The 20,860-nt window shown below is 39.0% G+C and carries 19 protein-coding genes and 1 pseudogene; 8 read left to right on the plus strand and 12 right to left on the minus strand.

Features of this window, described 5'->3' with window-relative positions; translation table 11 throughout:
- Positions 1–3 precede the first annotated feature (3 nt).
- The 9 genes and pseudogenes from BM100_RS14340 to cpxR all read right to left on the minus strand — a co-directional run bounded on the left by BM100_RS14340 (position 4) and on the right by cpxR (position 10,292).
- A complete protein-coding gene (locus BM100_RS14340) occupies positions 4–819 on the minus strand; it encodes a glycosyltransferase (RefSeq protein ID WP_092512110.1) in 816 nt (271 codons plus the stop codon).
- A gap of 51 nt (positions 820–870) precedes the next feature.
- A complete protein-coding gene (locus BM100_RS14345) occupies positions 871–1,917 on the minus strand; it encodes a stealth family protein (protein WP_092512112.1) in 1,047 nt (348 codons plus the stop codon).
- Between the two features lie 19 nt (positions 1,918–1,936).
- On the minus strand, positions 1,937–3,154 hold the full coding sequence (locus BM100_RS24085; RefSeq protein ID WP_092512114.1) for an EpsG family protein: 1,218 nt from the start codon (positions 3,152–3,154) through the stop codon (positions 1,937–1,939).
- A gap of 5 nt (positions 3,155–3,159) precedes the next feature.
- Positions 3,160–3,888 (minus strand): LicD family protein, encoded by a 729-nt coding sequence (locus BM100_RS14355; protein ID WP_092512116.1) that lies wholly within the window; start codon positions 3,886–3,888, stop codon positions 3,160–3,162.
- 13 nt (positions 3,889–3,901) lie between these two features.
- Positions 3,902–5,131, minus strand: coding sequence for an oligosaccharide flippase family protein (locus BM100_RS14360; protein ID WP_169924711.1), 1,230 nt, complete (start codon positions 5,129–5,131; stop codon positions 3,902–3,904).
- 457 nt (positions 5,132–5,588) lie between these two features.
- Positions 5,589–6,473: a choline/ethanolamine kinase family protein gene (locus BM100_RS14365; RefSeq protein WP_092512120.1), complete on the minus strand. Its 885-nt coding sequence runs from the start codon at positions 6,471–6,473 to the stop codon at positions 5,589–5,591.
- Between the two features lie 239 nt (positions 6,474–6,712).
- Positions 6,713–7,849: pseudogene (locus tag BM100_RS14370) on the minus strand (ISAs1 family transposase).
- A 377-nt stretch (positions 7,850–8,226) separates the two neighbouring features.
- The gene (gene cpxA, locus BM100_RS14375) at positions 8,227–9,603 is read right to left on the minus strand and encodes an envelope stress sensor histidine kinase CpxA (RefSeq protein WP_092512122.1); all 1,377 of its coding nucleotides are present in this window, start codon (positions 9,601–9,603) and stop codon (positions 8,227–8,229) included.
- Positions 9,600–10,292 carry an envelope stress response regulator transcription factor CpxR gene (gene cpxR / locus BM100_RS14380; protein WP_092512124.1) on the minus strand — a complete coding sequence of 231 codons (693 nt, stop codon included), beginning with the start codon at positions 10,290–10,292 and terminating at the stop codon, positions 9,600–9,602. The genes cpxA and cpxR overlap by 4 nt, the downstream gene beginning before the upstream one ends.
- 152 nt (positions 10,293–10,444) lie before the next feature.
- Here cpxR and BM100_RS14385 point away from each other — a divergent pair, with 152 nt between their 5' ends.
- From BM100_RS14385 to BM100_RS14410, 6 genes are all read left to right on the plus strand, one after another.
- The gene (locus tag BM100_RS14385) at positions 10,445–10,948 is read left to right on the plus strand and encodes a Spy/CpxP family protein refolding chaperone (protein WP_092512126.1); all 504 of its coding nucleotides are present in this window, start codon (positions 10,445–10,447) and stop codon (positions 10,946–10,948) included.
- Between the two features lie 274 nt (positions 10,949–11,222).
- Positions 11,223–11,864, plus strand: coding sequence for a lysophospholipid acyltransferase family protein (locus BM100_RS14390; protein ID WP_092512128.1), 642 nt, complete (start codon positions 11,223–11,225; stop codon positions 11,862–11,864).
- Entirely contained in the window at positions 11,861–12,805 is a 945-nt protein-coding gene (locus BM100_RS14395) for a phosphatidate cytidylyltransferase (RefSeq protein WP_092512130.1), read from the plus strand. Before BM100_RS14390 ends, BM100_RS14395 begins: the two co-directional genes overlap by 4 nt.
- Before the next feature lie 27 nt (positions 12,806–12,832).
- Entirely contained in the window at positions 12,833–13,732 is a 900-nt protein-coding gene (fieF, locus tag BM100_RS14400; protein WP_092512132.1) for a CDF family cation-efflux transporter FieF, read from the plus strand.
- A gap of 203 nt (positions 13,733–13,935) precedes the next feature.
- Positions 13,936–14,913 (plus strand): 6-phosphofructokinase, encoded by a 978-nt coding sequence (pfkA, locus tag BM100_RS14405; RefSeq protein ID WP_092512134.1) that lies wholly within the window; start codon positions 13,936–13,938, stop codon positions 14,911–14,913.
- Between the two features lie 155 nt (positions 14,914–15,068).
- Positions 15,069–16,148, plus strand: coding sequence for a sulfate ABC transporter substrate-binding protein (locus tag BM100_RS14410; RefSeq protein WP_092512136.1), 1,080 nt, complete (start codon positions 15,069–15,071; stop codon positions 16,146–16,148).
- A 124-nt stretch (positions 16,149–16,272) separates the two neighbouring features.
- Here BM100_RS14410 and tpiA read toward each other — a convergent pair whose 3' ends face one another.
- Both tpiA and BM100_RS14420 read right to left on the minus strand, forming a co-directional pair.
- A complete protein-coding gene (gene tpiA / locus BM100_RS14415) occupies positions 16,273–17,040 on the minus strand; it encodes a triose-phosphate isomerase (RefSeq protein ID WP_092512138.1) in 768 nt (255 codons plus the stop codon).
- A 148-nt stretch (positions 17,041–17,188) separates the two neighbouring features.
- Positions 17,189–17,809: a DUF1454 family protein gene (locus BM100_RS14420; RefSeq protein ID WP_092512140.1), complete on the minus strand. Its 621-nt coding sequence runs from the start codon at positions 17,807–17,809 to the stop codon at positions 17,189–17,191.
- Positions 17,810–17,899: 90 nt separating this feature from the next.
- On the opposite strand from BM100_RS14420, the gene BM100_RS14425 reads away from it, so the two are divergent.
- Positions 17,900–18,346 (plus strand): DUF805 domain-containing protein, encoded by a 447-nt coding sequence (locus BM100_RS14425; RefSeq protein ID WP_092512142.1) that lies wholly within the window; start codon positions 17,900–17,902, stop codon positions 18,344–18,346.
- A gap of 52 nt (positions 18,347–18,398) precedes the next feature.
- Here BM100_RS14425 and fpr read toward each other — a convergent pair whose 3' ends face one another.
- Positions 18,399–19,145, minus strand: coding sequence for a ferredoxin--NADP(+) reductase (gene fpr / locus BM100_RS14430; RefSeq protein ID WP_092512144.1), 747 nt, complete (start codon positions 19,143–19,145; stop codon positions 18,399–18,401).
- Positions 19,146–19,560: 415 nt separating this feature from the next.
- Between fpr and emrD the strand changes: the two genes are divergently transcribed.
- Positions 19,561–20,748: a multidrug efflux MFS transporter EmrD gene (emrD, locus tag BM100_RS14435; RefSeq protein WP_092512207.1), complete on the plus strand. Its 1,188-nt coding sequence runs from the start codon at positions 19,561–19,563 to the stop codon at positions 20,746–20,748.
- Positions 20,749–20,860 lie beyond the last annotated feature (112 nt).

The raw sequence follows: 20,860 nt of genomic DNA on the forward strand, positions 1-20,860 counted from the left end.
TTATTATTTTCTTATCAATCTATAAACTTTAGACAATAGTGAAGTTGGAAGTATCCTGATAATACTTCTTAAAATAAAAGTAAGTAACGCTGGGAAAAAGCTATCTATATTTTTTTCTACTTTTAGTTTTGCTAATTTTAGTTCGCTTTTAATATATGATATACCTCTCCTTTTTTTTATCATTGCATTTCCAGTTCTAACTTTTAACAATCTATCAGACAAGTTTTCAACCTTGTAGCCTAGAGATATTACGCGTATCCATAAGTTGTAGTCTTCCATAAAAATATGATGTTGGTAATTACCTGATTTCATTATTATATCTTTCCGTAAAATAACGCTCATATGATTAAATGGGTTTCTTTTTTTTATAAATTTAATAATATCATTATGTGATAAAGCCAAAGTCTTTTTAGTTATGATATTTGACATCGTTTCATCATATTCAATGACATTTGAACCAAGGATAGATATTTCTGGCATTTTGCACATATATGCTATTTGTTTTTCAAATCTATCGGGAAAACAAATGTCATCTGTATCCATTCTGGCAATAAGGTTGTGTTTACATTGCAATAGGCCAAAGTTTAAAGAGTAACCCAATCCCATATTTTTTTCTGTTTTGAAAATTTTTAAAGGGAGTATAGACTTCCATTTTGATATTACTGCTTCAAGTTCTACGTTTATTGAACCATCAAAAATGATTACAATTTCATCAGGTTGAAGGGTTTGTTGATACAAACTTTCCAAGCATTGATGTAAATAAATAGGTTTTTCTTTGTCATACAAAGACATCAAAACAGAAAAATTATTATGCAACATTTTAATTTTTTCTTAGTTAATAATATATGGAAATAAATTCATTTTTTAAGCTTAATATTGATCTCTGCTTTTTTCAAATGATGCCGGAACTGGAAAGTTTTCATCTAAAAATAAAATCAATTTATTTTTTACAGAAAAAAACTCTTTATCTGATAGAGCGGTTGAATCATTAAAGCAAATAAAGTTAAAGTTTTTCAGTTTAATTTCTTTAATCATTCGTTCTAATGAAAATGTGGATTCAATATTTTTAACTAAACCATCGTTATATTTTTGAGGATAAAATTGGCCTGCTGTTAAATTCCAATATCTATAAAGATATTGAGTAAGGTCATTATTAGAGCGGAATTTATTTTTTGAACAAATTGACATTTCTTTTTCATATTGAGCATGAACTTTAAGAATTTCTTCTTTTATATAAGGTTGTGGATGATGCCAATGTTCGAACCAAAAGTATTTTTTTATAAAATACTTTAATAAAAAATTTAATATGTTTCCAGTTAATCCATAGCTTTTATTAAAAAGATAGTGATTATTTAGCTGATTGGGTGATCTGATTTTATTTATTAATGATATATTATTGTTGATAGAATTAATCCAAGTATCGATTTCTTTTAATAATGAAAATAATCTTCCTCTAGGAAGGAATCCATGACATAAAAAATCAACTGGAAGATTTTTAATAAAAAACCTTTCTATTGGTAGTTGTTTGAATATTATCATGTCATCATTTAAGTATATAAATTTATTTGACAAATCAGGTAGGTTTGCTAAGTTCATTTCAATTGATGATGAACTAAATGTTGGTAAATCCTCCTTATTAAAATAAAGTTCCTCATGTGTTACCAGCCTTATTTTCGGATTCGTCAAATTTAACCAATTTGGATAGTGCCCTTCAGTGATTAAAAATATCTTATTGTACCATGGGCAATTTTTTTCTATTGAGCGGAGAACATATTTTAATGTATCAAAATCTCTAAATCTAGCATTAGAATTTTCATCTATAGACGCTTTATTTGTGGAGTAGAGTCTTCGTCTCTTTTGCCAAAGAATATCATTGCCATCCACCCAAGGAAGTACAAAATCTATTTTAGTATTCATTATCGCCTTGTTAAAAAAATCAATTATTTTTTGCTACTGGATCTTTAATCCAAAATCCATCTTTATCGACCTGAGATAGTAATGTTCGATAGTGTTTATCACTGTAGTCAATAGTCATAATTGGAGATAAATATAATGGCCGCCACATTTCACCAAGTAATACCTGTCTTCTGTAACCGTACAAAGAATCCACCATAAAATTAATACTAAATATGACTATCAGGCCATAGATGTAACTTATTTTAAAACTATTTAATTTTAATAAATAAAAAATAATAAGAAATGTAGGTAAGATAGAAAAACGAGTAAATATTGTAAATGAAAAGTGAGTTAATAATAAAAATATAGATAACCAGAAAATAATATTTCTTTCCATATTGAGGGAGGGTGTAAGTTTTCTTTTTGAAAAAAAGGAGAAAAAAAACAGCATTAAAAAAAATGGGACTTGATTAATTATAATCCTTATTTTTCCATATATATTTTTGTCTTCACCTGAAGACCACTTCCCATTTATATAAGAATGCCCATATTGGATATGGTTGGAAATTATTTCAAATATAATATAACTATATGAAGATAAAATAAAACTTATTATGCATATAAAAAAAAATGAAATCCGCTTTATTTTTATTATTCTAGATGAAAAAAATGGAAGTATAAAAAACAACATGCTAAAATGCAATAAGATACTAATTAAAAAGAGTATTATAAACGTTGTTTTTTTCTTATTTGTTATATAGTGGCTAAATGCATAAATTACTATAGATATGGCTAGCCCATACCTGAGTCCTGAAGCGATAGTAAAATAATTTATATTAAGTAAAATTATTACATGGGAAAGAATATATTTTTCATATGATATACTTATACGTTGGTTTTTAATCAATAAAGAAAAAGATAACAAAATCAATAAGGTTGAGAGAAATACAACACTTCCGGGTATAAAATAAAACGGTAAATTCAACGCATGAAAAAGGGCAAAATAAACATGCAATAGGAAGTCTTTTTCAGTAAATGATAAGTGAGAAATGTTAAGAAATGAATTATAGTGCCTATATAGATCTCCTAATGGTGGTATATATATAAATATATACGCAAAAAAAAAGGATATTATTATATAGGATAATAAGTTATTTTTTTTTGAATTTAAAGAAATGATTGATAAGACAAATCCTATAATTGGGATAAGAAAAAAACACAATAAAGAAACAATGGATTTTTTGCTTATTGAAAACATATTTATCACCTAATATTTTTATATATTTTCTTTTTTGCAACCATTTCTTCTTGAGGGAATACATAATAATTATTAGCTTCAAGTAGGTAATCAAAAGAAGGGTTAGGTTTCATAAATGAATCCCCATAATTGTTTTTAAGATACTCTTCTGTATTATAAGGAATAATTAATTCGCTATTTGAAAAATTAATTTTCTTAAATTTAGATATAGGATTAGTAACTTTTATGATAGAATAATTGCCTTTATACAGCCCATTATCTATATATGGGAAATAATAACACGATGCTATTAATTGTTGATTGGAGTTATTATTGTCAATTGTATAATAGAATATATCAATCGTTACTCCATTAAATATATATGTATGTTGAATTATTTCATTATCATCTGAATGCGTTAGAGGAGTATATTCATAAAGTAATCTGAAATTGTTTTTTTCTAGTGCTTTTTTTACTTTATCTTTATCTTTAAGATAACACCCAAAGTCCAAATCTAAATCATATTCTATAATTTTATTTTCCCTATATGCACCAAGTAGTGTACCAAAATCTAACCAAATAACTATATTATTATTTTTTATAATATTACTTATTTTTTGTAAAATAATATCAGAGTTTTCTTTTAGTGCTTGATTTCTTTTTTTATTTTTATGATTTGAATATAATTTATATAATGGTTTTAAAAGGAATTTGTTTTTCAGGTTTTTACCTATTGTCACGATTAATTCAGGCATTATATTCTCTAACCTACTTTAGTTTATGGTGTTTTTTACAAAAAAGGAATAATCTAAGAAATAAAGTTATAACATCAGTTATTATTACGCTGTAAATTATGTTCTGTATGCTAATTTTATCCATAATATAAAAAACACATATCAATATAAAATATATTATTGAACCAATTATAACAGTAAAATTAGCCAGTTGTGGAGAACCAATGGTTGCGAAAGCTGGATATCCCCAAAGTATAGAAACAACATTAATTGGAATAAGAAATAAAAATAGGTCAAAATAATCCGAAGCTAATAGATAGTTTTTACCAAAAATTATAACTATGATTTGTTGAGAATAGAATGAGACGGTATAACAACATAGAATGGATATTGTAAGCAGTGCTAATGTGATATTAATTAATGTTTTTATGTTTTTTGTTCTAGCTAAATATGGATATAATGAGTTTGTAATCGGTGACATGCTGCTTATTGCTGCGTTATATAGTTTTTCAGCAGAGCCATATAATGCTGCATACTTTAATCCGATAAATGTACCTATTATTATAGAATTTAATGATGTAGATAAGGTCACTGATATTCTTGAAATAAAAAAACCAAAACTATTCTTTAGTTCTGACTTTAGAAGTTTTCTATTTGGATAGGAAATGTGGTAACCTTCTTTTTTATATAAGAACAAATAAATAACAGAACACATGAAGTTGCTTATCATGAATGATAATAAATAAATGTTAATGCTTTGTTTTATTTCAAATAAAATAAAAATGAATATAACATTCATTGATTTTGCAACGATAACTGCAATCGTTATATTTCTCATTTTTTCTATGCCTTGAAAAAACCAAGGAATTTGAAAGGATTGAAAAAAAATTATTAATGAGATTAAAGTGTATGAAATTTTGTTTAATAATGGATTCTTTTGAACATATTCAAAAAAAAGGATGATACCTATGATTGATATCAATGATAGAAAAATTTTAATTATAAAAATTGCGCCTACATATTGGCTAATTCTTTCTTTTTCATCTCTTAAGTTTACTATATTATACGGGGCAGATAAACCGAACCCAAAATCTGTTATCATAAATGAGATAGAGAAGGCTGATATTAATATTATATATAGGCCAAACTCTTCGATAGAAAGATTTCTAGAAAGAAAAGGTAATAAAATTAATGGCAACCCTAATTCTAGCAATTTAATTAAGAACAAAAAAATACTATTTTTGAAGACTGGGTGTTCTAACATGTATTTTAGCATATTTTCTTAAAAAATGGTTTTTTGTGTTTATATTTCATATGGAAATAGCATTAGATATTTTGTTGAATTGTACTTGTTTTTCACAGCCAATATAAAAATATATGGGAGTTAATTATTTTTTATTTTTTATTTTTTATTTTTTACAGATGAGCTAATGGCTAATGTATACGCAGTAAACTTGAAGATGCATGAGAGGGTATGATTCATGCTATTGATTTTTAATTATTAATTTTAAAATCAAACCAGCACCTTGAAGTTAAATGAGTATATTTTAATTCTTTATACAACTTCTCGTCTCGTAAAGCACAAAATGTTCTCGTAAAGCACAAAATGTATCCTACCTATTATGAATTAAAAACCGTTATTGCCTATGGAAGTTAATAGTTTGATTTTTATATTCCAATCAAAACTATTTTGATCTTGCTGTTTAATGTAGAGTTACAGTTTATTTGCATGCATTATATGTTTTTTTATGTTCTTTTATTTGCCTCAAACAGTTTTGATATCGTTTAATTCCATAGTTGCCAAATAATTTTTCATCTTTTTCTTTCAATAAAGTCCATATTGACCATAAAAAGTTCTGACATATTCTAAAAATAAGAATTTTTTCATCAATTTTACTCTTGTTATATTCTCTTTCTACAAAATATTCAGATAAAAATATTTCTTGTTTGAGTTTTCCTATGCCAGATTCTTCAAAAATGGCTGCAATATCCCACATTGGATCATTCATTCCTGAATATTCCCAATCGATTAGATAATATTTTTCATGGGTTTTTATAAAATTTTCTGGGACAGGGTCGTTATGACAAGGAGATGTGTTTATCCCTATTCTAGCTAATTTTTTCTGTAATGAAAAAAAATAATCTTCAGTTTCTTTGAAGTTTGGATAACTTATTTCAATGTTATTAAGTTGTTTAATGTATCTATTATATTCTTCAAATACATTGAAAGTGTTTTTAAAAATAATATCTGATAAATGTAACTTAGATAGTATCTTTGCAATATTTAATAAATTTTCATCACGGGATAATGTTTGAGGAGATAAAGTTTCGCTGTTTTCTAAATATTTAGTGATCTTTATACCTGAATCAAGGCTATAATAGTATAGCTTAGGGTTTATATCTATAAGTGTTGCGAGTTGGCAATTATATTTTTCATTGACTCGGTTGATTATTTTCCCTGTGTTGTTTCCTGGGATTCGTAGAACAACTTTTTTCTGCTTTGTCTCACAGTAATAATTAACATTTGTCATTCCGCCAATTCGTTCTATTTTTTTTACTTTTTCTTTTATGAGGGGTTCTATAATTTTTTTTATGTCTTCGAACATAATATATAATGTCTTTTTTAATAAAAAATATATGAATTTAATTTTTAAGTAGTGCTTTAAAAATTTAATAAAAATAACCTTCCATGAGCTAATCTGCTTCTTTTAATTCAAGCTATATTTGAAAAATATTACAAATATAAATAATTTTTAATAAAAGTGAAGCATTTGATTTACTCCTCTTTAATTCCTTCTTATGCATAGAATTGTGAGTAGCATTACCAGGGCAAGAGCGTGAATGTTTATTTTTTGCCTAATACATTAAATCCGGAGGCTAATACCTTATCTAAATAGCCAATATCCATACTGGCAATTCTCCGTTTTCGGCGAATACTGGCTTTTTTGGTCGTTTCTGCCCGAAGCAGATTCAGGCTCAAATGGCGCATACATGCTAACATCTCCGCTGATCTTCCCCGGTGGATCTGGTAATTATCTTCTTTCATTGAAACATCCAGCACCCTATGTACCCGGTTTTCTATTCCCCAGTGTGTCCCCGCACTGCGCTTGCAAACTCGGCTGTGCTGAGTTCTGTTGAACTGATATGATAACGGTAGTCCAGTGGTTCTTTGCTTTTATTATCCTTCGGTAACCCATTACCACGCCAATGCTTTTTAAATTTTCCCACTCTGGAAATTGGGCAATTAGCTCTCCTGCCGGTAAGACGTGGTATTTACGCGCTTCGGTGCGCCCATGACCTTGTTCTCGCGTGACATTTTCAGTATTGCTGACCAGCTGATACTTGGGATGATAAAGCTTGCTTTACAGCCCGATACAAGGTCTCCTGATTACCTTTAACCGCCAGAAGATTGTTTCCTTCCTGTTGAATAACACATTCGGCAATTTTAGTCTGACACCCCATCGCATCAATGGACACCAGACACCCTTTGATGTCCAGCAAGTTAATCAGTTTAGGGATCGCGGTAATTTCATTGGATTTTTTGTCCGTTTTCAATTGTCCCATGACAACCCCATTTTGGGTGGTAAACGCACTGACCATATGAATAGTCGACCGTCTGTTATTTCGGTCACAAGAGCCCCGCAGCATTTTCCCGTCAATAGCGATGATTTCGCCTTTTGTTTGTTCGCTAACCGATTGTAACCACTGAATAAAACACTGTTGAAACTGCGTTGGATTAAGGTGCGAGATTAAGGCGAGCAATGGTGTCATGAACAGGCAATTCTGTCGGGAACAAACCTTTTTGTTGAAGCCAGTCAAAGTGCGTTTCACCGAAGTCTTCAATATCTTCCCACCCTTCCGCTCCGGCGATCACGGCACACATTGTCAGGAACAGCACATCAAATAAGGGATAACTGATTTTAGCCGACTGGCGTGGGTCTGTTAACTCACCAAAATAGAGAGAAAAGGCATCGATATTCATGAGGAACTTCCGGAAAAAGGCGTATAAGAACATCTCTGTTCCGATTGGTCAAATTTGATTTTTTTTAACAGAACTTTCACGTTCTTGCCCTGGTAGCATTACGTTGCAGAACTATTTTGACATTTTATTTAGATAGAATAGGATATACCCAAAGCTACCGCACTAGGTTATGGCTCCCAGAGTGCCTGTTACGTCCAATGATTTTATTTATCCTCTTAGTATAAAAGGATTTTTCCATTTAACAAAAATTAGCACATCTACTATTTGTGTTAAGCTGCGACGAGGTTAGTCCCTTGATATCCAGAGGTCAAGTATAATAGCTTTTTTTCTTTAATTGTTACATCCTGTAACTAACTAAATCTCAAGTTGAAAGCTGTCTACCTCCCATGCAGCGGCAGCCAAATCACCAACCGTAGCCCGCCCAAAGGGCTGTCTTCCGCTTTTACCCAACCTCTATGCTGGCTGATTGCTGTTTCAACTATGGCTAACCCCAGTCCAGTACCTCCGGATTCTCTATCCCTTGCTTCATCTGTTCGATAAAATGGTCTGAAAATTTGCTCTCTGTCTTCTGGGCTTACACCCGGACCGTCATCATCAACTGTGATCGTGACTCCTTGGCTATCAGCCTTAAATGCAACGGCGATATGGCTGCTGGAGTAGCGAAGGGCATTGCGGACGATGTTTTCCAGTGCGCTGCCAAGTGCTGACGGGTTGCAATAAACGACCCAATTCTTGGGTGGTGAGACAATATCCAGCTTTTTGTTCATCTGCTCAGCTTCGAATTTGGCATTATCCAGAATGTCATGCCATATATCGCAAGCTTTAATATTCTCGCGGAGCAATTCGTTTTTATGCTGATTGCGGGAAAGCACTAGCAGATCATTAATCATCCCGTCTAGGCGTTGAGTTTCCGTTTCAATGCGTTCCAGCTCTTTGCTTTCACCGTGGCGCCTACGCAGTAAGGCTGTTGCCAATTGCAGGCGGGTCAATGGAGTGCGCAGTTCGTGGGAGATATCAGAAATCAGCCGTTGTTGGGCGGTAACCATTCTTTCCAGCGCGCTGACCATTTGGTTGAAACTACTGCCCGTAGCCAAGAATTCTTGTGGGCCAGATTCTAGCTCTGGATGCTGCCGTAAGTTTCCTCTTGCGACATCATCGGCGGCATTTTTTAATTTACGGGCCGGTTTGGCCAAACTCCATGCCAGCCATAATAGTAGTGGGGCACTGATTAACATGGTTGCAGCAGGCAATAAAAATGGGCGGTCAAACATTAAGTTAATAAAGTCTGATTGCGGGCTACTTGCTGCTCTCACAAGATAAATCTGATAATGATCTTCGCCATCTCGGATAGGAAAAGGCCCCAGAATTTCAATGCGACCATACTTTTTCTTTTTAGGATGATCCGAATTATCGGATTGCCCAATAAAATTGCGGAAAACAGGAGCCTGACGTTCGGTTGTCTCAACGTTAATGATGCGTCCTTCTCTGGTCACAAGCAGTATACGTTGGCTCGGTGGCGTTAATTGGGCAATGGCGCGATCCAATCTCAGCCACCAGAACATATCATCTGCAGGATAGAGTGCTAATTCTTCTTCTATTTGTTTGGCCAGCATCCTTCCCTGCTGGTATTCATTGTCCAGAAGGGGAGTCAGCTGCCGTGAGTCTAGTTTGGGGGCCATTAAGGCCACCATCAGAACAAGTGCAAGTGTGAGCCAGAAAATTGCAAATATGCGCGCTGTTAAGCTATTGATCATTTTGTGGAAACCATTAAATATCCTCGGCCACGCAATGTCTTAAACCATGGCAGTTCATCAGTACGATTGGGTAATTTGCGGCGCAGATTAGAAATATGCATATCAATGGCACGATCAAAAGGCGTTAAGCGTTTTCCCAATACTTCTTGGCTTAGGTGTTCACGGGAAACAACTTGTCCCAAATGTTGCGCTAATAAATATAGCAAAGTGAATTCAGTTCCTGTCAGATCCAAAATGGTACCATCAAAACTGGCTTCCTGACGCCCAGGATTAAGTTGCAGTTTATCAACCTCAAGTATGGGAGTCCCAATATCCGCCTGTTGCTCGCTCCAGTTGGAACGGCGCAAAATAGCACGGATACGGGCGACCAGTTCGCGATCGTTGAAGGGTTTGGGAAGATAGTCATCTGCACCCAGTTCTAACCCTAAGACACGGTCTAAATCGCTCCCTCGCGCTGTTAACATGATAACGGGGGTTTGGTGGTATTGCCGTAATTCTTTAAGTGTTTCAATGCCGTTTTTGCGTGGCATCATGATGTCCAGCAATAATAGGTCAATTGAAGAATCGATATATTGCAAAGCCTGTTCGCCATCGTGGGCGATGACAACATTGAATCCTTCCATCTCGAGCAGTTCTTTTAATAGCGATGTCAGTTCGCGGTCATCATCAACTAATAAGATTTTATGCATTAATTCTTCCTCCAAGAGCAAAATACGATAACAAACTCCGCTATTCCATGACTTTACGTTCTTTTACATGCTCTGACGCTAGTTTGCAGCCGCAGGGTTATAGTTATCCACACTGAATCGAATGGTTCTGTTCGAGAAAGCGGGGAATTTTAATGCGTAACATAGCAATATTGGCTCTAGCGTCAATGGTTGTTCTTGGAACGACTGGCGCCTTAGCTGAGACTGCTGATACGGGAAGTGACCCCGATAGTGTAAATCCTTCGTCATCATATTGTACGCCATGTTGCCATAAGAAGGATTCCAGTTATTACCGTAGTGATGAACATAATTACAACTATAGTTATGTCTTCGGCGGAATTAAATTAACTGAAGAGCAACGCCAACAGATCTGGGATTTAGTGAAAAAACAGCGTCTGCATGAGCAATCGCTGATTGATATACGAAAAGAGCGTCAAAAGCTACATGACCTTTTGATTGCAAAGGATTTTGATGAAGCTGCAATTCGACAGCAGCTTGAAAAAATTGCAGAAAAGAAGATTGAGCTGGGTGTGGACATCGCACGTATTCGCAACCAGATATACCAATTGTTAACACCGGAGCAGAGAGCGCAGTTACAAGAACGTAATAAAACGCGTATCACCCGGGAAGTGTACTGATTTTTTGTTAGTACTTTGATGCATCAGCATCAACAACGATTTTCCTTGCCATAGACACCATCCCTGTCTTTCAGCCCCCTTGAGGGGCCTTTTTTTGCGCAATTTTCCCCTCAATAAATTTCTTATCTCTACGAATGAAATAATTATTCATCAAGTAATCTTTATCCAATCTGTTGTTATCTTAACCAATATTGATTATCTTACTCATTATCTCTCCGTTTTATTAAAAATGCTTATCACTTCTCCTCACAACAAGGGATAAGGATACCCAACTATGGATAATGCTTATAAATTCAGTTTATTAGCGAAATGCATGGGCTCGGTTTTATCGGGTTTATGTCGGCTTTTAACTGGCGTGCAGGCACGATGGATTGGCTGTGAGCCGTCGACAACGAGTCGCATTTATTATGCCAATCACTCCAGCCATCTTGATGGATTAGTGATTTGGTCTGGACTACCGTCAGCCTTGCGACCCCAAATCCATCCGGTCGCAGCCCGTGATTATTGGGCGAAAACCAAATTGCGGCGCTATCTTGTTCACAAGGTATTTCGAGCGGTATTAATTGAGCGTAACGGTGATAAGACCGTCAGGGAAGAGGTACTCGCTCCTCTCGAACTTGTTTTGGCACAAAAGAGATCTTTGATTATTTTTCCTGAAGGAACCCGGGGAGAGGGTGAGCAAATCAATCCGTTTAAAAGTGGTTTGTATCATCTGGCGCGTAAATACCCTGATGTTGAGGTTGTGCCTGTTTATCTGGAAAATTTAAATCGTGCTTTGCCGAAGGGAAAAAAGCTGCCAATTCCTGTTATTTGTTCCGTTACTTTTGGCGAGCCGTTAGCGAAGTTGGGTGAGGATGAAAGCAAGGAGGCGTTCCTGCAACGCGCTCAGTCTGCGTTGGAGGCGTTGGTATTATGATGAATCTTGATCATGAACTGATGATGTTGCTGGGCGGGATATTTGGGGTATTAATTATCGCCAGCGTGATTGGGGGGATTTTGGCCCTTTGGTATTCGGGAGATAAGAGTAATTCTACTATCGATAATCTGAATGCCCGGATCCGGGGCTGGTGGATGATGTGCATTATCTGCGTGGTGGCGGTTATTGTTGGGCCTGTGGGTTCGGTGATTTTGTTTGCGGTGATGTCATTTTTTGCCTTACGTGAATTTATTACGTTAACACCAACTCGCCGCAGTGATCATGAAGCCCTGTTCTGGTGCTTCTTTATTTTTATGCCTGTTCAGTATGTTTTGGTCGGTGTGCAGTGGTATGGGCTATTCTCGGTGTTTATTCCCGTCTATGTATTTTTGTTCCTGCCAGCCCGTTCTGCTTTGGCTGGGGATACAACGCACTTTCTGGAGCGGGCCGCCAAAATCCAGTGGGGAATGTTGGTAACGGTTTTTGCCATCAGCCATGCACCAGCTTTGTTGATGTTGGATATTCCTGATTATCAGGGCCAGAATATTAAGTTACTGCTGTTCCTGATGATTGTGGTGCAAATGTCGGATGTGTTGCAGTATGTATTCGGGAAGCTGTTTGGCAAACGTCAGATTGTGCCGAAACTTAGCCCCAATAAAACAGTTGAAGGATTTGTAGGGGGCGTTGCTGCATCTGTTTTGCTGGGTGCATCGTTGTTCTGGGTTACCCCATTTTCCCCGTGGGAAGCGGGCCTGATGTCACTTGCGATCACGTTGATGGGGTTCATTGGTGGCTTGTGCATGTCAGCGATTAAGCGGGACAGTGGCGTGAAAGATTTTGGGGGGATTATCGAAGGGCACGGCGGAATGCTGGACAGAATTGACTCGCTTTGTTTCGCTGCCCCTATATTTTTCCATCTAACGCGCTATTTTTATACCTGAGGCTAAATAACCGAAAGGCTGTCGTCAATGAGCATAAATTATGGGCGATGGGTCAGCACGGCTGCGTTGGCGGCGACGGTGCTGGCCAGTATTATATTGATTGTAAAAATCTTTGCGTGGTGGATAACGGGGTCGGTGAGTTTATTGGCGGCACTGGTAGATTCTTTGGTTGATCTAGCCGCATCTCTGACCAATTTTTTTGCTGTACGTTATTCACTTCAACCGGCTGATGAAGAACACGCTTTTGGGCATGGCAAAGCCGAATCATTGGCCGCGTTGGCTCAAAGTATGTTTATTTGTGGTTCGGCAATCTTCCTGTTTTTGACCGGTTTTCAGCATCTTGTTTCCCCGAAGCCACTGGAGCATGCGGAGCTGGGTGTCTGGGTCATCGTTATTGCTCTGGTATCGACATTATGTTTAGTGACGTTCCAGAAATGGGTGATCAATAAGACCCAAAGTCAGGCCATTCGTGCGGATATGCTGCACTATAAATCTGATCTATTGATGAATGGAGCCATTTTGCTGGCGTTGGTTTTGAGTTTGTATGGCTTTAAGCGTGCAGATGCATTATTTGCACTGGGAATTGGGGTTTATATCCTCTACAGCGCATTACGGATGGGATATGATGCCGTACAGTCTTTGCTGGACAGGGCGTTGCCGGATGAAGAACGGCAGGAAATTATTAATATTATCCAGGGTTATCCCGGCATATCCGGCGGACATAATTTACGCACCCGTCAATCGGGGCCGACCCGCTTTATCCAGTTTCATCTGGAAATTGATGATAATTTGCCATTGGTACAGGCTCATGCTTTGTCTGAAGGTGTTGAAAATAAATTGCGGGAACGTTTTCCGGGTGCCGATATTATTATTCATCAAGATCCGAGCTCTGAAGTACCTGAAGAACATAAAAACCGCTGGGATTGAGGGCGAACTTATCCATAATCAAAAGAACGTCAAAAAATAGACATAATCTTAATGCAGAGTGAGTGTTTTTCCGTATCATAGATTCTGTTGAATCAATTCAGCTTATGAATTGACAATCAAGGTTTTGTAAAATTGCCGTAACTCTTCCCTCAGGAAGTCATCAGCAGATTGATAAATATTATATTTACAAGTCAGAGGTCATCATGGTCAACAAGATTAAAAGAATCGGAGTCTTAACGAGTGGCGGTGATGCGCCTGGTATGAACGCCGCTATTCGTGGTGTTGTTCGTGCCGCTCTAAGCGAAGGGTTGGAGGTTTGCGGCATTTATGATGGCTATCTGGGGCTGTATGAAAACCGTATGAAAAAGCTCGACCGCTTTAGTGTTTCTGACATGATTAATCGCGGTGGTACATTTTTGGGGTCAGCACGCTTTCCAGAGTTCAGGGATGATAAAGTCCGCGAGACTGCCATTGAGAATCTGCGCAAAAATGATATTGATGCGCTGGTGGTTATCGGTGGTGATGGCTCTTATTTGGGTGCGAAGAAACTGACTGAAGCGGGCTTCCCTTGCATTGGCTTGCCGGGAACGATAGATAATGATGTTGCCGGTACGGATTACACCATTGGTTATTTCACAGCACTGGAAACGGTGGTTGAGGCGATTGACCGCCTGCGTGATACATCGACTTCTCACAAACGTATCTCTATTGTTGAAGTGATGGGCCGTTATTGCGGTGATTTGACCTTATCGGCGGCAATTGCAGGTGGATGTGAGTTTATTGTTCTGCCTGAAAATGAAATCCCCTTTGATCGCGAAGAATTGTTGGCTGAAATTAAGGCTGGCATTGATAAAGGCAAGCGTCACGCGATCGTTGCTATCACTGAACATGTTTGTGATGTTGATGAGCTGGCAAAATATATTGAGGCAGAAACTCGTCATGAAACCCGTGCAACGGTATTGGGGCATATTCAGCGTGGCGGAGCGCCTGTGGCTTATGACCGTATCCTTGCCTCCCGCATGGGCGCATATTCTGTCCAGTTATTGCTGGAAGGGCATGGGGGTCGCTGTGTCGGGATCCAGAACGAGAAACTGGTTCATCACGATATCATTGATGCGGTTCAAAATATGAAACGTATCTTCAAGAAAGAGTGGCTGGAAACCGCGAAGAAACTTTACTGAGTTTCTCCCCTGATTTTTCCTGAACGAGAAAAAATAGCAGCAAAAAAATTTCCGGGATGGCCGCGTAATGTGGCTGTCTCGCCTCCCATATTCTTCTCCAGCATAAGCAGGAATTTTAAATTATTTCTGCGTCATAGCGCTTTCTGTCAGTTTTTATGGTGAAAAATCATAGTAGCTTAAGGAAGCATGTCATTGTGGTTATGAAAATTGGGGTTATAAAAACAGGGGTGCAAAGATACATTGCACCGGCGATCTTTTTGATAGTTTTGGCAATGGCATTGATGGCAAGCCGTGCCTGGGCAAAAGAGAGCCAACTTTTAAATGTATCCTATGATCCGACTCGTGAATTGTACCAACAGTATGATCAGGCCTTCAGTGAATACTGGCACAAAAAAACGGGCGATACTGTCAAAATCCGGCAATCTCACGGAGGCTCAAGTAAGCAGGCAACTTCAGTCATCAATGGTCTTCAGGCGGATGTCGTTACTTTAGCGCTGGCATATGATGTGAATGCCATCGCGGAAAGTGGCCGGATTGATAAAAATTGGATTAAACGTTTGCCGGACAACTCGGCACCTTATACATCAACGATTGTTTTTTTGGTGAGAAAGGGCAATCCTAAGCAGATCAAAGATTGGTCAGATTTAATTCGTCCGGATGTCTCTGTTGTTACCCCAAATCCGAAAACTTCCGGTGGTGCTCGTTGGAATTATCTGGCTGCCTGGGGATATGCGCTGGCGCAGAACAATCAAGATCCCGCCAAAGCCAAAGAATTTGTGAAGGCACTCTATAAAAATGTTGAAGTGCTGGATTCCGGCGCGCGTGGAGCAACGAATACTTTTGTCGAGCGTGGTATCGGTGATGTGTTAATTGCATGGGAAAACGAAGCCCTCTTGGCGATGAATGCCTTGGGCAAAGGACAATTTGAAATTGTGACACCGAGCATTTCTATTCTGGCTGAGCCAACGGTTGCGGTTGTCGATAAAGTAGTTGATAAGCGCGGGACGCGTGAACTGGCTACGGAATATCTGAAATACCTTTATTCTCCGGTCGGGCAGGAGATTGCGGCCAAAAATTATTATCGTCCTCGTGATAAGGCTATTGCAGAAAAATACCATGCTGTTTTTCCGACGCTGAAACTTTTCACGATTGATGATGTTTTTGGTGGCTGGGATAAAGCGCAGAAGGAACATTTTGTAACAGGCGGGACTTTCGACGAAATACTTCGTCGTTAATTTATTTTTGCCGCTAATTTCTGAATGGCTAACAGTTGGGCCAATGATTTGGCGCTGTAGGCGAGATAAAAAACCGCCACAAATCACGATCTGTGGCGGTTTTTTCATGTCTGTCGTAAAGCAATTATGCTTTTTTAGCGTCTGCGGCCGCTTTTACGATCACAGCAAAAGCATCGGCTTTCAGGGATGCGCCACCGACCAGAGCGCCATCAATATCAGGCTGGGTGAACAGCTCTGCCGCATTGCCGGCATTGACGGAACCGCCGTATTGGATAATGACTTGTTCAGCGATAGCGGCATCTTGCTTCGCAATATGGTCACGGATGAATTTATGAACTGCTTGCGCTTGGGCAGGAGTTGCAGATTTGCCGGTGCCGATGGCCCAAACAGGTTCGTAGGCAATAACGGTATCTTTGAACGCACTGGCGCCCAGCGTATTCAAAACAGCATCAATTTGTCGTGCACAAACAGCTTCGGTCTGGCCGGCTTCATTTTCCTGCTCAGTTTCACCGATGCACAGAACGGGGATTAGACCCTGTTCTTTCAGAACAGCGAATTTTTTGGCGATGAACTCATCACTTTCTTTGTGATAAGTGCGGCGCTCAGAATGGCCGATAATGATGTATTTCGCGCCAAGGTCTTTCAGCATTTCAGCGGAAGTTTCACCCGTGAATGCGCCAGAAAGGTTAACGCCAACATCTTGTGCACCGAGGGCGATACGGCTGCCTGCCAGGGCATCTTTTGCCTGAGAAACATAAATTGTTGGTGGTGCAATAGCGACGCCGCAGCCGTCAATGTTGCTCAATTCTTTACGCAGGCCTGCAATCAGGTCGTTAACCATGTGGGTACTGCCATTTAATTTCCAGTTACCCATAACGAGTGGATGTCGCATATTTTTCCCTCCAACCAGAAAATAATCAAATTGCGAACTGAGTGAATATTCTTTCTTTGCGGAACAACATCAATGGCGATGCCATTCCCTGTAAGCGGAATCCCGACAGTATAAAGATCATCAACATGAATAGCTCTGCGCTGCGTCACTAATTTTCATTTGTTGAGGCGTCAGATAGCGATAGCTTAATCGGTTCAATGGCGAAGGTCATTATATTTTCGCTGCTGTTCACGATGACATAACGCACTGCGCCCATTTTTTGGCTGAGCATTGACTGTTTTTCTGCGGCTTTTAACAGTTTTTCCAATTGAATTTTGGCCTGTTCCGGTGCAAGCGTTGGGTCAAATTGGCTGATCAAGGCAGTGACATACTGTTTTGTCAGTGCGCAATTTTTCTCATTTTCCTGTGCAGTTTGTGCAGGCAGCAATGTAATTTGCAGGCTTTTAATTTTTTCACTGCCTCGTTCCAGTATTGCCGACGAGTAGATGTTTTCATTGATTTTGCTGGCTGCACGGATGAAAGGCTGGGAGATATCTTTACTGGCGACGACCTTGTATTCGTACAGCGGGATTTTAGGATTCTTTTTGTTATATTTTTCCCGAAAGACAGGAATGGTATCTTCGAAAGTAGGGGAGTCCGGCAGCAGATATATCAACGGTGAGCGTGTTTCTGGTGTGATGGAAGGCTCATCAGCAACGGTTGATAATGGCAAACTGATGCCAAAAGCGATTAAAATTGTCACCAGAAGTTTATTTATGCCTGTTTTCATTTTGCTACTCACTAAGTTAAATACTGACTTAAGTTAAATGTGACTCAGTCAAATACAGGAAAAACAGCACCCACACTTGGAAAAGAATACATGACATTACAACAATGGGGATTCTCATTCAAAGGCCGAATTGGGCGGCGGGAATTCTGGATCGGCATCGGTATCTGTTTTGCCTTGATCTTTATACTCCTGACGCTGCATGGAATGAATGTTCTCCCCATGAATTATACCGCGATAGGTGTTGTCCTCCTGCTGTATCCAACGGCTACAATTTTTTCGAAACGCTTGCATGACCGGAATAAACGGGGCGGCTGGGCATTATTATTCGCACTGGCGTGGATATTGGTGTCTCTGGACTGGAGCGCAGTAGCACCAATATGGCAATGGGGAATCGGGCGTTTTGTACCGACGCTAATTTTTGTGATGATGATGCTGGATTGCGGTGTTTTCCGTGGCACTGAAGGTGCCAATCGTTTTGGTGAGATGGCAGAAATCGTTGATTACATTTCTGCCAATGAGCCGACCCGAAAAAGCTAATGATCAATTGATGCGGGTATGTGGCGACGGATCAGGTGATTACCAATGGTGATCACCAATACTGTTCGCTGGTGATATGCCCCGGTTTGCGGCGCAGGTGTTTTGCCATACCGCGCTGCTCTTTTAGAAGTTGTTGGGTATCCCTGACCATTTGGGGATTCCCGCACAGCATAATATGGCTGTTTTCTGCCTGCATTGGTAAGCCTACTGAGGCTTCCAGCTTGCCATTTTCAATCAAAGCCGGGATTCGTCCCATCAGTGAGTTCGGCCATTTTTCTCGACTGACGACGGCCTGTATCCTTAATTTACCTTGAAACTTTTCTTCTAAGTTCTGCATTATCGGTAAATAACTCAGATCATTTCCCCATCTGGCAGCATGGACTAAAACGAGATTTTCAAATCGCTCCAGATTTTTTCCTTGTTGGAGAATGGAAAGATAAGGCCCGATACCTGTCCCCGTTGAGAGCATCCAAAGTGTCTGACAATCCGGTATTTCATCAAGAACGAAAAATCCGGCTGCTTGTTCCGTTAACAGTAGCTCATCCCCGGTTTTTAATGCTGCCAATTTGGGGCTGAGTTTCCCTTCTGGAACAGTGACTAAATAAAACTCCAGATTATTGTCATCGGGAGAGTTGACGTAAGAGTATGCGCGCTGAATGCGCACACCTTCAATTTCAAGTCCAAGTTTTGCAAATTGTCCGGCAGTAAATTTTTCAATCGGAGCATGAACTTTGAGGCTGAAGAGTGAATCTGTCCAATTAGTTATGTCGGTAACTTTTCCTGTAACCCAGTTTGCCATTACGATTAACCTCTCTACACGATACAGGGCAAATAAAGATGCTCAGTGCAATGAGACCTCTGCGCTGAAAGTAGCTACAGAGTGGTGGAAAGATGATTTTTTCGTGACGATTTTACGCGATTGCCTGAAATAGCATTATCGATTACGTGTTACAGACTGATTGACTGGCTATCTGTGGTTTATGTGGGTTGATATGTACACTTTTGTTGACATGTGTGGGAGATTAAGCTGGTATTTTTTATTCATGTAAAATTGTATACTGCCGATAAAAAATATAGATTGCTAAGTAAGCGAAATTGAATGACATAAATCCAATTGGGTTCTCAATAGAGCACCTGATGGTTTCTGTTATTTTCTAATGTTCTTGTTCTTTGATAACCAATTATTCTCTGATAACCAATTGTATGTAAATGCGATGAGAAAAATAGAACACTTTAATTTATTGTTGATGTTGATTGTATTAGCTGCAGTCGGGCAAATGACACAAACAATTTATGTGCCGGTGATAGCGGATATCGCGAATACCTTTAACAAACCTGCCGGTGAAGTCCAGCGGGTTATGGCCGCATATCTGTTTTCTTATGGCCTTTCGCAGATTTTTTATGGGCCGTTATCCGATAAAGTGGGGCGTCGGCCGGTTATTTTGGCGGGGATGTCTGTTTTTCTGGCTGCCACACTATGTGCTCTGCTTGCCCATAATTTACTGGTGCTGGTGGTTGCCAGTGCATTTCAGGGATTGGGGACGGGAGTTGCGGGTGTCATGGTGAGAACCATGCCACGGGATCTGTATACCGGTACAACATTGCGTTATGCCAATAGCTTGCTGAATATGGCAGTATTGGTCAGTCCCCTGATGGCTCCGATTATTGGCGGAGTTGCCGCCCACTACTTTGGCTGGCGTGCCTGTTATTGGTTCTTGCTGATATTTGGGGCGACGGTTGCTTTTTGCCTATTCCGGTATTTACCGGAAACCCGTCCCGCGCAGACGGCACATAACACTATGTTGGTTTCGTTCCAGCAATTACTTTCCCATAGTTCCTTCGTGGCATATCTGATTATGCTGGTGGGAGGGTTGGCTGGCGTCGCTGTTTTTGAAGCCAGCAGTGGCGTGTTGATGGGGGCTGTTTTGGGGCTGGATAGTTTAACTGTCAGTATTTTGTTTATTTTTCCCATTCCAGCGGCTTTCGTTGGGGCTTGGTACGCAGGTCGCGAAGGTAAAACATTTTATCGGTTGATGTGGCATTCCGTCATTTGTTGCCTGCTGGCAGGGGCATTGATGTGGCTACCCGGCTTGTTTGGGATTATGAATGTCTGGACATTGCTGATACCTGCCACTTTATTCTTTTTTGGCGCAGGGATGCTGTTTCCACTGGCGACAACAGGTGCGATGGAACCATTCCCTTATTTGGCGGGTGCGGCGGGAGCTTTGGTTGGAGGATTCCAGAATATAGGTTCAGGATTGGCAACGTGGCTGTCAGCAATGCTGCCACAAAATGGCCAATTCAGCGTAGGTCTGTTGATGTTCTCAATGGCTTTGCTGATCCTCTTTTTCTGGTTGCCGATTTCCCAACGGCTTCAACGCAAAGAGCATATGGTTTTATAACGCAAAAAATGGCTCTGTCAGTGTGCCCCATGCTGGAAACAGTTTTTGGCGGGAAAGTTTAAAAATTAAAAGGCTCCGGCAAAGTGGAGAAACAATGCCGGAGCCTTTTATT

Source organism: Xenorhabdus mauleonii (assembly GCF_900113945.1).
Taxonomy (GTDB): domain Bacteria; phylum Pseudomonadota; class Gammaproteobacteria; order Enterobacterales; family Enterobacteriaceae; genus Xenorhabdus; species Xenorhabdus mauleonii.

Excerpts from the sequence above, each read along its gene's own strand:
- BM100_RS14340 (WP_092512110.1), bottom strand. The coding sequence starts at position 819 with ATGTTGCATAATAATTTTTCTGTTTTGATGTCTTTGTATGACAAAGAA.
- BM100_RS14345 (WP_092512112.1), bottom strand. The coding sequence starts at position 1,917 with ATGAATACTAAAATAGATTTTGTACTTCCTTGGGTGGATGGCAATGAT.
- BM100_RS24085 (WP_092512114.1), bottom strand. The coding sequence starts at position 3,154 with ATGTTTTCAATAAGCAAAAAATCCATTGTTTCTTTATTGTGTTTTTTT.
- BM100_RS14355 (WP_092512116.1), bottom strand. The coding sequence starts at position 3,888 with ATGCCTGAATTAATCGTGACAATAGGTAAAAACCTGAAAAACAAATTC.
- BM100_RS14360 (WP_169924711.1), bottom strand. The coding sequence starts at position 5,131 with ATGTTAGAACACCCAGTCTTCAAAAATAGTATTTTTTTGTTCTTAATT.
- BM100_RS14365 (WP_092512120.1), bottom strand. The coding sequence starts at position 6,473 with ATGTTCGAAGACATAAAAAAAATTATAGAACCCCTCATAAAAGAAAAA.
- cpxA (WP_092512122.1), bottom strand. The coding sequence starts at position 9,603 with ATGATCAATAGCTTAACAGCGCGCATATTTGCAATTTTCTGGCTCACA.
- cpxR (WP_092512124.1), bottom strand. The coding sequence starts at position 10,292 with ATGCATAAAATCTTATTAGTTGATGATGACCGCGAACTGACATCGCTA.
- BM100_RS14385 (WP_092512126.1), top strand. The coding sequence starts at position 10,445 with ATGCGTAACATAGCAATATTGGCTCTAGCGTCAATGGTTGTTCTTGGA.
- BM100_RS14390 (WP_092512128.1), top strand. The coding sequence starts at position 11,223 with ATGGATAATGCTTATAAATTCAGTTTATTAGCGAAATGCATGGGCTCG.
- BM100_RS14395 (WP_092512130.1), top strand. The coding sequence starts at position 11,861 with ATGATGAATCTTGATCATGAACTGATGATGTTGCTGGGCGGGATATTT.
- fieF (WP_092512132.1), top strand. The coding sequence starts at position 12,833 with ATGAGCATAAATTATGGGCGATGGGTCAGCACGGCTGCGTTGGCGGCG.
- pfkA (WP_092512134.1), top strand. The coding sequence starts at position 13,936 with ATGGTCAACAAGATTAAAAGAATCGGAGTCTTAACGAGTGGCGGTGAT.
- BM100_RS14410 (WP_092512136.1), top strand. The coding sequence starts at position 15,069 with ATGGTGAAAAATCATAGTAGCTTAAGGAAGCATGTCATTGTGGTTATG.
- tpiA (WP_092512138.1), bottom strand. The coding sequence starts at position 17,040 with ATGCGACATCCACTCGTTATGGGTAACTGGAAATTAAATGGCAGTACC.
- BM100_RS14420 (WP_092512140.1), bottom strand. The coding sequence starts at position 17,809 with ATGAAAACAGGCATAAATAAACTTCTGGTGACAATTTTAATCGCTTTT.
- BM100_RS14425 (WP_092512142.1), top strand. The coding sequence starts at position 17,900 with ATGACATTACAACAATGGGGATTCTCATTCAAAGGCCGAATTGGGCGG.
- fpr (WP_092512144.1), bottom strand. The coding sequence starts at position 19,145 with ATGGCAAACTGGGTTACAGGAAAAGTTACCGACATAACTAATTGGACA.
- emrD (WP_092512207.1), top strand. The coding sequence starts at position 19,561 with ATGAGAAAAATAGAACACTTTAATTTATTGTTGATGTTGATTGTATTA.